The organism is Streptacidiphilus sp. PB12-B1b (genome assembly GCF_014084125.1).
In the GTDB taxonomy this organism is placed as follows: Bacteria; Actinomycetota; Actinomycetes; order Streptomycetales; family Streptomycetaceae; genus Streptacidiphilus.
Genome location: NZ_CP048405.1, coordinates 7,061,222 through 7,074,875, shown reverse-complemented (window position 1 = coordinate 7,074,875; position 13,654 = coordinate 7,061,222). Strand labels below are relative to the sequence as shown.

Genomic DNA, 13,654 nt, shown 5'->3' with positions numbered 1-13,654 from the left:
ATGTGTGCGGGGGAGCCACATGACGAACAACAGCGGAACACCGGACACCGGCCCGTCGAGCGCGGTCAGCGTCGAAGTCGAGACCCTGACCGCGTTCCGGGACCGGGTGAACGGCCTGCTCGCGTCCCTGGACGCCGGCCCGGCCGCACCGGGTGCCATCGCGTCCCAGCAGCTGACCGCCGCTCACCTGGGCACCGGATTCCAGGAGGTGGAACTCCTGATGACCCGTTACTCGGCCGTCCACACCCAGCTGCAGCAGCTGTCGCAGACGCTGACCGACCAGATCAACGCCATGGACATCACCCTCCAGGTGTCCCAGGTCGGCTACCGCAACGTCGAAGCCGAACAGATCGCCAAGCTCTGGGACATCCAGACCCAGACGACCGCCGCCCAACCCCCGCCCTCCCAGACCGACTGGACCGTCGACCAGCAACTCGCCGCCGCCTCCAAGCCCGCGAAGCCCGCGGAGCCCTCCGCCTCCCCGTCGCCGACGGCGACGCGGCCGAGCTGACCGAACCATCGAGGACAGGGGGAGAGAACGATGAGAGAACCGGGCGGCTCCGACAGCTGGAGCCCGGTCACCGACTTCGAGAAGTCCTCGCACGAGGAACTGCACGGCATGATCGCCGCCGCCGACCCCAAGTCGGTCCTCGCCGTCGGCGACACCCTGGCCGCCGCCAGCACCCAGATCCAGTCGCTGGCCGACGACCTCTCCCAGCACATCAACGGCCTTCAGTGGACCGGCTCGGCGGCCGACTCGTTCACCGGCTGGGCGCGGCAGGTCATCTCGTCCACGGACACGCTGGCCGGCTACGCGAACAACACCAGTGTCGCCATCACCATGGCCGGCCAGCAGCTGGGCACCGCGCAGGCGGGCATGCCGCCCGTCCCGCACGCGGACATGGCGACCGTCAGCGCCTTCAAGCAGCAGCAGCGCTTCTCCGTCGACTCCGGCCTGAACTTCGACGGCAGCGTCAAGGACCCGGCCGTCTCGGGCCTCGTGGTGGTCCCGCCCGGCGGCATCACCCAGAAGCAGGCGTTCGCCGCCCAGGCCAACGTGGAGTCGGCCTACCAGGAGGCCCTCAGCCAGATGGAGAGCCTCGGCGGCTCCTACGTCGGCGCGGTCTCCACCATGGGCGTCAGCACCGTCCCCACCTTCCCGCCCCTCCCCGGTGCCCTGATGCCCCCCAAGGGCGGGGGCTACTACGGGTCCCTGGAGAACCAGCCGGGGGTCGGCGGGTCGGGATCGCGCTCGACCACGGCGTACCGCCCTGCCGCTGTTCCGAACCCGGGATCGGTCTCCAAGGACGACTCCTCGGCCGGTTCCCACTCCGGCCCGGGCGGTACGACCCTCGTACCCGTCCCGCCCCCGGTGACCGGCGGCAGCGGCGGGTCCACCACGCTCCAGGGCGCGAACCCGCCGACTCCTCCTCCGCCGCCCGGCACGCCCGGCACTCCCGGTAGTGGCGGTGCGGGGAGCGGCCCGACCGGGGGTGGAACCACGGTGCTGCCGCCTCCGGTCGCGCCCATCCCACCGGGAGGCGGTGGGGAGTTCGGCGGTACGCCGCCCGCCGACGGAGGCATCGACGTCACCGGCAGCGGGATCAGCGGCGGTGCGGTCGGTTCCGCCCCTGGCAGGAACCGCTTCGGGGCGGCGGCCGTGGGTGAGGAGACGGGAGCCGGCGGCGGGTTCGCCGAAGGCACGGGCTCGGGCGTGGCTTCCGGTTCCTACGGGGAGTCGGCTGCCACCGCGTCGATCACCGCCCGGTCGGGGATCAGCGGCGCCCCCGTCGCCGATGAGTCGGCAGCTTCCGCAGCCGATAGCCGGGGCACCAACGAGTTGATGTCCGGAGGGATGGGCATGGGCGGCATGGGACGGATGGGCGGCAGCAAGCGCAAGGGGCGTCGTGCGGCCTACCTCGTCGAGGACGAGGAGACCTGGACGTCCGGTACGCCTGGAACCAACCCTGCGGTGATCGAGTAGGTTCGCTTGTCGATCGGTTGGACGCAGTCGATCGCACGGAAGGAGAGCGGGATGGCACGGTTCGGCAGGAGGGTCCTCCCGCGTCTCTGCGTTGCGCTGGCGGCTACGGCGGCTGCGCTGTTCAGCGGCTCCACCGCCGCGACGGCGAATGCTCCGGTCTCCTCCATCCGAGCGCAGGAGTGGTGGCTCACCACCATGCACGCCACCGATCAGCTCTGGCCGGTCTCCACCGGCAAGGGCATCACTATCGCCGAGATCGACAGTGGCGTGAAGGCCGACCATCCGGACCTGGTCGGGCAGATCCTGCCGGGGCAGAACTTCTCCGGTCTCCCAGGTGGCGCGGAGACGGACGCCAACGGCCACGGGACCGCCATGGCCAGCCTCATCGCGGGCACCGGAAAGGGCTGGAGCGGCAAGGGCATGTACGGCCTGGCGCCCGGAGCCAGCATCCTTCCGCTGCGCGTCGTGCCCCAGGGCGCCAACGAGGCCGTCTTCGCGGAGAGCTTCGCGCAGCAGATGTCCGCCGCCCTCCGGGCGGCAGCGGACAGCAGCGCGCAGATCATCAACATCTCGATGGGACAGGTAGAGAACGAGCCGAGCGTGCACAGCGCCGTCGACTATGCGCTGTCCAAGGGCAAGCTGATCGTTGCTGCGGTCGGCAACGACGGGGCGGACGGGAACCCCGTGGAGTACCCCGCTGCTTTCCCCGGGGTTGTGGGAGTCAGCGAGACGGACAAGAACGGGAACGTGGCGAGCGAGTCGGAGCACGGCTCGGAGGTGTCGCTGAGTGCCCCCGGCGCGGGCATGTACGAGGCGTGCGTGGGGCCGTCCGGCTACTGCAACGGACACGGGACGAGCGACTCCACCGCGATCACCTCGGCCTCTGCGGCGTTGATCTGGTCGGTGCACCCCACCTGGACCGCAGACCAGGTCATCCGGGTGCTGAAGAACACGGCCAACGCGGGGAGCAGGCCCGGCTTCCAGGACCCGTACTACGGCTACGGCCTGATCCGCCCCCGTGTCGCGCTGGCCACGCCGGGGGATCCCGGGCCCGCTGATGTGAATCCGCTGGTGCCTGCCGCGGCGAGCGCTCCGGCTGCGCCCCGGGCGGGTGGGTCGGCGGCGGCGTCCGCGCCGGCGGGGGGCGCGCGGGCTGCCGCGGGCGCGGGCACGGGCGGGGGTGGTCGGCGGCGGAGGTCGCGGGGGTCGCGGTGGCCGGGCTGGCCGTCGTCGCCGCGGTGGGGCTGGTGGTGAGCCGACGGCGCCGGAACCGGCCCGGGCCGCCGCCTCCGCCGTCCGCCACGCCGCAGGACCCGTACGCCCACCTGCCGCACCAGTGACGATCACCCGTGTGCGTGATCGTCTTCGCGGAGAAACGGGGCTAAGAATGATGATATGTCAGATAAACCTCCGTTTCGGGTGGTTTCGGCCGTCGTCATCGGCTCCGCCACCGAGTTCTACGACTTCTTCATCTACGGGACTGCCGCCGCGCTGGTCTTCGGGCGCGCCTTCTTCCCGCATCTGAGCACGGCCGGCGGCCTGCTGGCGGCCTTCTCGGTGTACGCCGTGGGCTTCCTGGGGCGGCCCACCGGGGCGGTGCTGTTCGGACACCTGGGCGACCGCTGGGGACGCAAGCGGGTCCTGATCGGGTCGCTGCTGCTCATGGGGCTGTCCACGGCCGGGGTCGGCCTGCTGCCCGGCTACGGCGCGTGGGGCGTGTGGGCGCCGCTCACCCTCACCGCGCTGCGCTTCCTGCAGGGCGTCGGCCTCGGCGGGGAGTTCGGCGGGGCCGCCCTGCTCGCCACCGAGCACGCGCCGCCGGACCGGCGCGGACGCTACGGGGCCTATGTGCAGTTCGGGCCCTGCCTGGGCTTCGCCCTGGCCACCGGGCTGTTCTGGGCGCTGTCCGCGCTCCTGCCGGAGGCGGAGTTCCGGGCCTGGGGCTGGCGGCTGCCGTTCCTCGGCTCGCTCGTCCTGGTCGCGGCCGGGCTGGTGGCCCGGCTCCGCGTCCAGGAGTCCCCGGTGTTCCTGGCGGCCGCCGCCGAGGGCCCCGTCCGGGCGCCGCTGCTGACCGTGCTGCGCCACCACCGCGGGCCGCTGCTGCTGGGCGCGGGCACCGTCGTCAGCGGCTCGGTGTTCTTCTACGTCTCCACGACCTGGGTCCTCTCCCACGCCACCGCCGACCTGCACCTGCCGCGGACCCGGATGCTGGGGCTGCTGCTGGTCGGCAATCTCCTCCTCGGCGCGGCCACCTACGCCGCCGCCCTGCTCTCCGACCGCTACGGACGCCGCCGGGTGATCCGCTGCGGCATGCTGGTCGCGCTGCTGTGGGCGCCGCTGCTGGTGCCGCTGCTCGACACCGGGCGCACCCCCCTGATCATGCTGGCGCTGGCCGGGGCCATGGTGGCGCTCGGCCTGCTGCACGGGCCGCTCCCGGCGTTCCTCCCGGCGCTGTTCCCCTCCCGGGTGCGCTGCTCGGGCGCGTCCGTCGCGTACAACCTGGGCTCGCTCACCGGGGGCGCCCTCGCCCCGCTGATCGCCACCCGGCTGACGGCCACCGTCGGTTCCTACGCGGTGGGCTGGTATCTGATCGCGGCCTGCTGCTGCTCGCTGCTCTGCATCCGCGCGCTGCCCCGGCCCCACCCGGAGGGGCCGCTGCTGGCGACCGCCCAGGAGGCGATTTCGTACTCCGGGCAGTGATCCGGTATTGTCTTCCTCGTTCGCCCCTATAGCTCAGTCGGTAGAGCGTCTCCATGGTAAGGAGAAGGTCTGCGGTTCGATTCCGCATGGGGGCTCGGTAAGGACTGTAGGCCCCCCGCCCGTGTGGCGGGGGGCCTACGGCGTTTCTTCACCCGATCGTGTGGCTTCCGGCGCTGATGATCCGGTGGCTGCGGCTCCGGGCGGACTTCACCAGCTCGCCGTTGGGCCGGTCGTTGTCGGCGATCCGGCTGCGGGTGCGCTCCGCCGAGGAGCCGTTGCCCCGGTGCCGCTCCTCCAGCCGCTGCTCGCGCAGGTCGTCGGGGGCGTCCAGGTACCAGAGCCCGTCGAGCAGTGCCGCCGCCTCGCGCCAGCCGGCGGCGTCCAGCCCCAGGTAGTTGCCCTCGGTCACGACCAGCCGGACGCCGGGCCTGATCACGTGCCGCGCGGCGACCGGCTCGTGCAGGGCGCGGTCGTAGTCCGGCGCGTAGACGTCGTGCTCCGGCGGCGGCACCCCGCCGACCCGGCGCAGCAGCGCGACATAGCCGTGGACGTCGAAGCTGGGCGGCGAGCCCTTGCGGTCCGCGAGGCCGAGTCGTTCCAGCTGACGGTTGGACAGGTGGAAGCCGTCCAGCGGCAGATAGGCGGCAGTGTCAGTGCCGAGGCGTAGGTTGATTCCGTCCACGAGGGCACGGGCGAGTACGGACTTCCCTGCGGCGGGCGGTCCGCACAGCCCGAGCAGGCGCCGCCCGGGGCGGTCGAGCATCCGGGCGGCGTCGTCGGTCAGTGCGTCGGTTCCAGGGAGAGGGGGCATGGGTCCAGCCTGCCAAAGCCGTTCCGGCGCGGGCGGCCGGGCGGGGGTCTGGCGGCGGTGGGCGGTGCCGTGCGGCGCGGTCGGATGCGGACGACCTGGTGAAGTGCTGGCGGTCCGTGCACGGAATGCGCTGTGATGGTGCGTCACGGCCGGGAACGGCCGAGTGAGAGGGGGCGCCACCGTGGGCGTACGGCTCGTGGTGATGGACGACCATCGACTGCTCGCGGAGGCGCTGGCGACGGCGCTGCGGCTGCGGGGGCACCGGGTCCTGGCCGTGGGCACCCCCGTGGGGTCGGCCGCGGAGCTGGTGGTGAACCGCAGGCCGGAGGTCTGCCTGCTGGGCATGGCGCACCCGGAGGAGCCGTCCGCCTTCGACGTGGTGCGGCGGATCCGGCGGGAGCGACCGGAGGTCGCCGTCGTCGTCATGGGCGGCGTGGTGCACCTGGCCGGGGTCGCCGCGGCGCTGGCCGCGGGCGCGGCGGGGTACGTGCGGCAGGACGAGCGGATCGAGGTCGTCGAGCGGGCGCTGACGCGCGTCCGCGCGGGGGAGGCCGCGATCGCCCCGGACCTGCTGCAGTCGGTCTTCGAGCACCTGCTGCGGCCCGCCGCCGAGCCGGACGACGAGGCGGTCCGGCTGCTGCGGGTGCTGACCCGCCGCGAGGTCCAGGTGCTGATACGGATCGCCGAGGGAGAGGACACCCGCGAGATCGCGGACGGCATGGCGATAGCCCCGAGCACGGCCCGGACGCATGTGCAGCGGGTGCTGATGAAGCTGGGCGTCCGCACCCGCCTCGAAGCAGCCGCCCTCGCCGCCCGCACCGGCCTACTGGACCTCCCCCCAGAACCCTGACCGCCGCCCCCGCCGCCCGCCTGGCAGGCCCTCGTGGGGCGGGAGGTCGGCAGCTGGACGGCGCCCTGCGGCCGGAGGTCGGCCGCCGGGCGATGCACCACGTGCCGGTCGCTGGTGCGGTGCCGCCCCTGATACCGACTGGTGCCGCCGGGCCGCACACGGTCGCCGGTGCGGCTCACGCCGGACCGGGCTCAGGTGCCCGCTGCGCGCGTCCGCTCGCGTCCGCCCGCAGCGCACCCGCCGTTCCGCGCTCACCCGCCCCACGCCGCCCTGCACCGCCCGCCTGCCTGGGCGGCGCTACGGGCCTGCCCGGCGTTGCGCGCCTGCGCCGCCGTGCCCGGCCCGCGCACGGCCGTCTCCCCTCGCGGCCCGCGCCCGCTGCTCCGCTCTCGCCTGCGCGTCCGCGCGTCTGCGCGCCCCGCTCGGGGGTCGGGGAGATCACCGACCCTGCATCTGTTGGGTACTGAGTCATTGTGTTTGAATGTGTTGGCATGCGGTTCAGGTTGGTGTGAAGGTGGAGCGAGTGAAGAAGACCAGCACCCGTTTGGCGGATGGGCGTGAGTTGATCTACTACGACTCGCGGGACGACGCCGTCCGGGACGTCCCCGACCGGAGGCCCCTGGGCTCCACGGAGACCGCCTCCGAGCTGCGCTACGATCCGCTGCTGGACGAGTGGGTGGTCGTCGCCTCGCACCGGCAGGGCCGGATCTACCACCCCCCGGCCGACGAGTGCCCGCTGTGCCCCTCCCGGGACGGCCGGCTGAGCGAGGTCCCCGCCGCCGACTACGAGGTCGTCGTCTTCGAGAACCGGTTCCCCTCGCTCACCACCGCCGGTGCCGGGCTCCCCGAGACCGTCAGCGGCGCGCTGCCGCACCTGGCGCGGGCCGGGAACGGCCGCTGCGAGGTGGTCTGCTTCACCTCCGACCACGACGCCTCCTTCGCCGACCTGACGCCCGCGCAGGTCGGACTGGTCCTCGACGCCTGGACGGACCGCACCGCCGAACTGTCCGCACTGCCCGGTATCGAGCAGGTGTTCTGTTTTGAGAACCGCGGCGCGGAGATCGGCGTCACCCTCGGCCACCCGCACGGCCAGATCTACGCCTACCCCTTCGTCACCCCCCGCACCGAGCGCATGCTCGCCGCCGCTGCCGCCCACCGCCGCCGCACCGGCCGCAACCTCTTCGACGACCTCCTCGCCGCCGAGCGCGCCGCCGCCGGCACCCCGGACGACCGGGTCGTCGTCGCCGGTGAGCACTGGACGGCGTTCGTCCCCTACGCCGCCCACTGGCCGTACGAGGTGCACCTCTACCCCCACCGCCGGGTCGGCGACCTGCTCGCGCTGAACGACGCCGAACGGGCCGAGTTCTGCACCCTCTACCTCGACCTGCTGCGCCGCTTCGACCGGCTCTTCGAGGGGACCGGCAACCGCACCCCGTACATCGCCGCCTGGCACCAGAGCCCGGTCGGCTCCGGCCCGGGGAACTGCGGCGAACTGGCACTGCACCTGGAGCTGTTCACGATCCGTCGTACCGTAGGCAAGCTCAAGTTCCTGGCGGGCTCCGAATCCGGCATGGACGTGTTCATCAACGACGTGTCGCCGGAGACGGCGGCACAGCGCCTACGAGAGGTCTCCCCATGAGCAAATACCTGGTCACCGGCGGCGCCGGCTACGTCGGCGGGGTCGTCGGCGCGCACCTCGTCGAGGCCGGCCACGAGGTCGTCGTGCTCGACGACCTGTCCACCGGCCACCGCCGCTCCGTGCCGGCCGGTGCAGCCTTCGTGCAGGGCCGGATCCAGGACGCCGCCGACCTCCTGGACGGCTCCTTCGACGGCGTGCTGCACTTCGCGGCCAGCTCCCAGGTCGGCGAGTCCGTCGCGGACCCGGAGAAGTACTGGCGCAACAACGTCGCCGGCTCGCTGGAGCTGCTGACGGCCATGCGCAAGGCCGGTGTGCGGCGGCTGGTGTTCTCGTCCACGGCCGCCGTCTACGGGGAGCCCGAGACCAGCCCCATCGAGGAGACCGCCCGCACCGCGCCGACCAACCCCTACGGCGCCACCAAGCTCGCCGTCGACCACATGATCACCAGCGAGGCCCGGGCCCACGGGCTGGCCGCCGTCTCGCTGCGCTACTTCAACGTCGCCGGGGCCTACGGCGTCCAGGGCGAGCGGCACGACCCCGAGTCGCACCTGATCCCGCTGGTGATCCAGGCCGCCCTCGGCAAGCGCCCGCACATCGCCGTCTACGGCGAGGACTACCCCACCCCCGACGGCACCTGCGTCCGCGACTACATCCACGTCGCCGACCTGGCCGAGGCCCACCTGCTCGCGGTCGCCGCCGCCACCCCCGGCGAGCACCTGATCTGCAACCTCGGCAACGGCAGCGGCTTCTCCGTCCGCCAGGTCATCGAGTCGGTGCGCCGGGTCACCGGACGCGACATCACCGCCGTCACCGCCGAGCGCCGCCCCGGCGACCCCGCCGTCCTGGTCGCCTCCGCCGCGCGCGCCCGCAGCGTCCTCGGCTGGCAGCCCAGCCGCGCCGACCTCGACGGCATCGTCGCCGACGCCTGGGCCTTCGCCCTGGCCCAGGAACCCGACCAGCAGGACTGACCAGTAACACACACGGTCCGCACGGACCGGAAGAGGAGCAGCCGTGTCCCACCTCGACAGCGCCGTCAAGGGCTTCCGGTCCCGCTACGGCGCCGACCCGGACGGCGTCTGGCAGGCCCCCGGGCGGGTCAACCTGATCGGCGAGCACACCGACTACAACGACGGCTTCGTGCTGCCGCTGGCGCTGCCGCAGGCCACCCGCGTCGCCGCCGTCCGGCGCGACGACGGGCTGCTGCGGCTGCACAGCGCCCAGGCCGCGCAGGTGACCGAGGTCGAGGTGGCCCGGCTGGGGCCGGGGGCGGTCGGCGGCTGGGCGGTCTACCCGGCGGCCGTGGTCTGGGCGCTCGGCCGGGCCGGTCACCGGGTGGGCGGCGCCGACCTGTACGTCGACAGCGACGTGCCGGTCGGCGCCGGGCTGTCCTCCTCGGCGGCGCTGGAGTGCGCCGTCGGCCTGGCCTACGACGACCTGTACGGGCTGGGCCTGGACCGGCCCGGGCTGGCGCTGCTGGCGCAGCGCGCCGAGAACGACTTCGCCGGGGTGCCCTGCGGGGTGATGGACCAGATGGCGTCCAGCTGCTGCACCGAGGGCGCCGCGCTGTTCCTGGACACCCGGGACCTCAGCGCCCGGCAGGTGCCGCTGGACCTGGCCGCCCGGGGGCTGGTGCTGCTGGTGGTGGACACCCAGGTCAAGCACGAGCTGGCGGACGGCGCGTACGCGCAGCGGCGCGCCGGGTGCGAGCGCGCCGCGCGCCTGCTCGGCCTGGCCGCCCTGCGGGATCTGCCGTACGCCGAGCTGGAGGCCGCGCTGGAGCAGCTGCCGGCGGGCGAACTGCGGTCGCTGACCCGCCATGTGGTCACCGAGGACGCCCGGGTGGAGCGGGTCGTCGCCCTGCTGGACGGCGCAGACGGGCCGGAAAGCCCCGGCGGCCCCGACGGCCCCGGCGGCCCCGGCGGCGCCGCGGCCGGTCTGCGCGCCGTCGGGCCGATCCTGACCGAGGGCCACGCCTCGCTCCGCGACGACTTCGCGGTCTCCTGCGCCGAGACCGATCTGGTGGTGGCCGCGGCCAACGCCGCGGGCGCGCTCGGCGCGCGGATGACCGGCGGCGGCTTCGGCGGCTCGGTGGTGGTCCTGGCCGAGGAGGGCGCCGCCGACGGGATCGCCGACGCCGTCGCCGACGCCTTCGCCGCCGAGGGCTGGAAGTCCCCGCGCTCCTTCGCCGCGGTGCCCTCGGCGGGCGCCCGGCGGCTGCTCTGAATTGCGGTATCGCGGCGGTGGCGGACGCCGCTAGCATGACCCGGCTGCCATGGTCCCGAATGCAGGAGTTCCGGCGGGCAGCCGCACAGTACGTGCCCGAATCTGGGGGAATTTTGATACTTCGTTCGCGCCGCTCTCTCGCGGTGCTCTCGTCCGCCGCCACCCTGGCGGCGGGCATCGTCGGCACGCTCGGCGCCACCGCCGCCCACGCGGCGACCCCGGCCGCCGGCGTGCTGGCCTTCCGGACCAGCTCCGGCGAGGCCGCCGTGATCAACAGCGACGGTTCGGGCGAGCGCCTGCTGCCCGCCCTCTCCTACGGCTCGTTCGGACGGGTCGCCTGGTCGTCGGACGGCAGCCGGGTGGCCTCCGCCGTCAACGGCGTGCTCGCCAGCAGCCGGCCGGACGGCAGCTCCGCCTTCCAGCTGACGCCCGCCCAGGGCAACGCCGACGACGCGGCCTTCGGCTGGAGCGGCAGCGACCTGCTGACCGACGCCGACGGCCAGATCTACGCCCAGACCTCGGACGCCGTCGGTGCCCCGGTGCGGCTGATGAACAGCAGCACGGAGCCCGCCTCGGACCAGGACACCCAGCCCGACGTCTCGCCCACCGGCCTGGTCGCCTTCGCCCGCAGCACCAACGGCGGGACGCAGAACATCTGGACGTACAGCACCGGCACCGGCAAGGCCGCCGAACTCGTCGGCAACGCCTACCAGCCGGTCTACTCCGCCGACGGCTCCACGCTGCTGTTCCTGCGCCAGGTGGACGGCCAGCCGGCCCAGGCGTACGCGATCAAGGCCAACGGCACCGGCACCGCCGTCCAGCTGACCGACGACCCCAACGGCGTCCAGTCCGCCAGCCTGTCGCCGGACGGGCACACCCTGGCGTACGCCAGCTACGAACCCGCCGCCGCCGACCAGGTCGTCAAGACGCTGGCCCTGGGCGTCGCCGGAGCCTCGCCGGTCACCGTCGCCCCGGGCACCGACCCGGTCTGGCAGCCGGTGCAGGCGCAGCAGAACGGGCTGTTCGACATCTACGGCACCGGCGGCCTGGGCACCGACGACGCCGCCTCCCGCTGGGACTACAACGCCGCCGGCACCAGCAAGGCCGGGCTGGTCACCGCGTTCAACGCGGTGCTGGTCAACCGCTCGGACCAGGGCGACGCCCCGGCCGCGGTGGCGCTGGCCGCCGAGAAGCAGGGCCCGCTGCTGATGACCTCCGGCGGCTCCCTGGACACCGCCGCCGCCAACGAGCTGAAGCGCTCGCTGCACCAGGGCTGGACGGTCTACCTGGAGGGCAGCACCTCCGAGCTGTCCGCCAGGGTCGCCGCCCAGGTCCAGGCGCTCGGCTACAAGGTCGACCGGATCAGCGCGGGCAACCCCTCCGACGAGTCGGTCGCCACCGCCCGGGCCACGACCTCCGCGCCCACCTGGATCGTCCTCGCCGACGACATGGACTACCGGACCGCGCTGTCCGCGGCCGCCACCGCCGGGAGCGGCGGCTACCACGGCCGCCTGGTCGTCCTGCTCAACAGCACCTGGGGCCTGCCCGGCTCGATCGCCTCCTACATGAACGGCCTCAACCCGTCCTCCACCCACCTGGTGGCGGTCGGCGGCCGCAGCATCTACGCGCTGGAGCACACCACCGCGCTGCACAAGGTCTGGTACTTCTGGACGGTCGACAACAGCAGCAACGGCGAGACCCTCTCCTTCGCGCTGGCCGACTTCTGGTGGGGCGGCGAGGGCGAGGCCACCGTCGCCAACAACACCGGCTGGCAGGACGGCGCGGTCGCGGCCTCCGCCGCCGCCACCTACGGCCCGCTGGTGTGGACCTCGCCGAAGTACCTGTCGCCGGACACCGTCGCCTTCCTGGAGCACGAGTCGGCGTCCGTCAACAGCGTCCAGATCTACGGGACCGCCGGCTTCCCCGGCAACACCCTGTACGAGATCGAGGACTCCGTGGCCGCCGCCGGCACCGAGCTGGTCAAGGTGCCCAACGGCCGGCCCCCGGCGCTGCCGACGGTGCGTACGGCCGCGACCGGAACCGGGCAACTGCCCGCCCCGATCCGCGCCGCGGCCACCGCGCCGCAGCCCCGGCTGAGCGACCCGCAGAGCACCACCGCCGCCGGCTGACCCCGGCCCGGCGGACCGTCGACGCCCCGAGCCCCCCGGGCCCGGGGCGTCGACCCCCTGGACGGCGGGGCTCGGGCCGGGCACGATCGCCCTTCGGAACGATTGCGGTCCCGCGCTTCCCATGCTGTGGACGCTCCGTTGGCCCTACCCTGGGTCTGCGGAGCGGCGGGGGGCCGGTGCCGCACTAAGGGGTGAGCTGTGGGGCGTATCCGGGTCCTGGTCGCCGACGGGCACCGCATCTTCGCGGAGGCACTCGCCACCGCTCTCGCGGCCGAGCCCGATATCGACGTGGCCGCGGCCGGAGGCACGTCCACGGCCGAACGCGCCCTGGACCGCGCCGCCGCCGAGAACCGGCCCTTCCAGGTCCTGCTGGTGGACGCCGACCTCGGCCCCGGACCGCAGCTCCCCCCGATCGCCGACCCGGCCCGGACCGCGACGCCGCCGCCCGCACCGGCCGCACCCATCGGCGGCGGGCACGGCACCGGGCACAGCCCCGGGCACGGCAGCAGCCCCGGGCACAGCAGCGGCCCCGGGCACGGCCCGGGCGGCCAGGGCCCTGCGGCGCCGAGCCGGGCCGCCACCGCCCCCGGACGCGACGACCCGGCCGGGCCGCACCGCCCCGACCGGCCCCGCACGGCCACCACCCGCGCCGTGCTCCCGCTGCCCGCCCAGCGCCGACCCGCGACCGTCGCCCGGATCGCCCCCGCCACCCCGGCCGCCGCCACGCCCGCCGCCACCCCGGTCCCCGGCGCGGCGCACCTCCCCGCACCCCGGCCCGACCGCGCCGCCCAGGACCGCGACGGGGACGGCCGCGAGCCGCGCACCCTCGCCGACACCGGCGACGGCATCGCCCTCGCCGCCCGCGCCCGCGCCGCCCACCCGCAGCTCCGGGTCATCGTCCTGGCCGCCGCCGACGACGACCCGCGCCGCACCGTCCGCGCCCTCCAGGCCGGCGCCAGCGGTTGGGTCGCCAAGGAGAGCTCGCTGGGACGGCTCACCGCCATCGTCCGCGGCGTCCTGCGCGACGAGACGCACATCCCGCCGCTGCTGCTCACCGGTGTGGTCCGGGAGCTGACCGCCGCCCGCCGGGACCGCACCGAGAGCGAACGGCTGGTCGAGTCGCTGACCCCGCGCGAGCGCCAGGTTCTGCGGTGCATGGTCGCCGGGCTCGGACGCCAGGCCGTCGCCGACCGGCTCTACCTCTCCCCGCACACCGTCCGCACCCACATGCAGAACGTCCTCGGCAAGCTCGGCGTCCACTCCACCCTCGCCGCCGTCGCCCTGGCCCGGCGGGCCGGCCTCGGCCCGGCCGACTAGC

At 74.2% G+C, this 13,654-nt stretch carries 11 protein-coding genes and 1 tRNA gene; 11 read left to right on the top strand and 1 reads right to left on the bottom strand.

The genetic code is table 11. The annotated features are described in order from the left end of the window. The first annotated feature begins 19 nt into the window (after positions 1-19). From GXW83_RS30765 to GXW83_RS30745, 5 genes are all read left to right on the top strand, one after another. The gene (locus tag GXW83_RS30765) at positions 20-511 is read left to right on the top strand and encodes a hypothetical protein (RefSeq protein WP_182446289.1); all 492 of its coding nucleotides are present in this window, start codon (positions 20-22) and stop codon (positions 509-511) included. Between the two features lie 30 nt (positions 512-541). Continuing rightward, the gene (locus tag GXW83_RS30760; protein ID WP_182446288.1) at positions 542-1,984 is read left to right on the top strand and encodes a WXG100 family type VII secretion target; all 1,443 of its coding nucleotides are present in this window, start codon (positions 542-544) and stop codon (positions 1,982-1,984) included. Positions 1,985-2,035: 51 nt separating this feature from the next. Beyond that, entirely contained in the window at positions 2,036-3,238 is a 1,203-nt protein-coding gene (locus GXW83_RS30755; RefSeq protein ID WP_182446287.1) for a S8 family serine peptidase, read from the top strand. Positions 3,239-3,379: 141 nt separating this feature from the next. After that, positions 3,380-4,684 carry an MFS transporter gene (locus tag GXW83_RS30750; RefSeq protein WP_182446286.1) on the top strand — a complete coding sequence of 435 codons (1,305 nt, stop codon included), beginning with the start codon at positions 3,380-3,382 and terminating at the stop codon, positions 4,682-4,684. Positions 4,685-4,706: 22 nt separating this feature from the next. After that, positions 4,707-4,779 (top strand) — tRNA-Thr (locus GXW83_RS30745). A 53-nt stretch (positions 4,780-4,832) separates the two neighbouring features. Here the strand turns inward: GXW83_RS30745 and GXW83_RS30740 are convergent. Further along, on the bottom strand, positions 4,833-5,495 hold the full coding sequence (locus GXW83_RS30740; protein ID WP_225447347.1) for a nucleoside/nucleotide kinase family protein: 663 nt from the start codon (positions 5,493-5,495) through the stop codon (positions 4,833-4,835). 181 nt (positions 5,496-5,676) lie between these two features. Between GXW83_RS30740 and GXW83_RS30735 the strand changes: the two genes are divergently transcribed. From GXW83_RS30735 to GXW83_RS34605, 6 genes are all read left to right on the top strand, one after another. Then, complete coding sequence (locus tag GXW83_RS30735; RefSeq protein ID WP_182446285.1) at positions 5,677-6,345, top strand: response regulator transcription factor; 669 nt, start codon at positions 5,677-5,679, stop codon at positions 6,343-6,345. 523 nt (positions 6,346-6,868) lie between these two features. Then, positions 6,869-7,984 (top strand): galactose-1-phosphate uridylyltransferase, encoded by a 1,116-nt coding sequence (galT, locus tag GXW83_RS30730; protein ID WP_182446284.1) that lies wholly within the window; start codon positions 6,869-6,871, stop codon positions 7,982-7,984. Further along, complete coding sequence (galE, locus tag GXW83_RS30725) at positions 7,981-8,952, top strand: UDP-glucose 4-epimerase GalE (RefSeq protein ID WP_182446283.1); 972 nt, start codon at positions 7,981-7,983, stop codon at positions 8,950-8,952. The genes galT and galE overlap by 4 nt, the downstream gene beginning before the upstream one ends. Positions 8,953-8,995: 43 nt before the next feature. Beyond that, on the top strand, positions 8,996-10,207 hold the full coding sequence (galK, locus tag GXW83_RS30720; protein WP_182446282.1) for a galactokinase: 1,212 nt from the start codon (positions 8,996-8,998) through the stop codon (positions 10,205-10,207). A 143-nt stretch (positions 10,208-10,350) separates the two neighbouring features. Beyond that, complete coding sequence (locus GXW83_RS30715) at positions 10,351-12,336, top strand: PD40 domain-containing protein (RefSeq protein ID WP_182446281.1); 1,986 nt, start codon at positions 10,351-10,353, stop codon at positions 12,334-12,336. 651 nt (positions 12,337-12,987) lie between these two features. Further along, positions 12,988-13,653 carry a LuxR C-terminal-related transcriptional regulator gene (locus tag GXW83_RS34605; RefSeq protein WP_370466901.1) on the top strand — a complete coding sequence of 222 codons (666 nt, stop codon included), beginning with the start codon at positions 12,988-12,990 and terminating at the stop codon, positions 13,651-13,653. Position 13,654: the final 1 nt, after the last annotated feature.

Excerpts from the sequence above, each read along its gene's own strand:
- GXW83_RS30765 (WP_182446289.1), top strand. The coding sequence starts at position 20 with ATGACGAACAACAGCGGAACACCGGACACCGGCCCGTCGAGCGCGGTC.
- galE (WP_182446283.1), top strand. The coding sequence starts at position 7,981 with ATGAGCAAATACCTGGTCACCGGCGGCGCCGGCTACGTCGGCGGGGTC.
- GXW83_RS30750 (WP_182446286.1), top strand. The coding sequence starts at position 3,380 with ATGTCAGATAAACCTCCGTTTCGGGTGGTTTCGGCCGTCGTCATCGGC.
- GXW83_RS30740 (WP_225447347.1), bottom strand. The coding sequence starts at position 5,495 with ATGCCCCCTCTCCCTGGAACCGACGCACTGACCGACGACGCCGCCCGG.
- GXW83_RS30755 (WP_182446287.1), top strand. The coding sequence starts at position 2,036 with ATGGCACGGTTCGGCAGGAGGGTCCTCCCGCGTCTCTGCGTTGCGCTG.
- GXW83_RS30760 (WP_182446288.1), top strand. The coding sequence starts at position 542 with ATGAGAGAACCGGGCGGCTCCGACAGCTGGAGCCCGGTCACCGACTTC.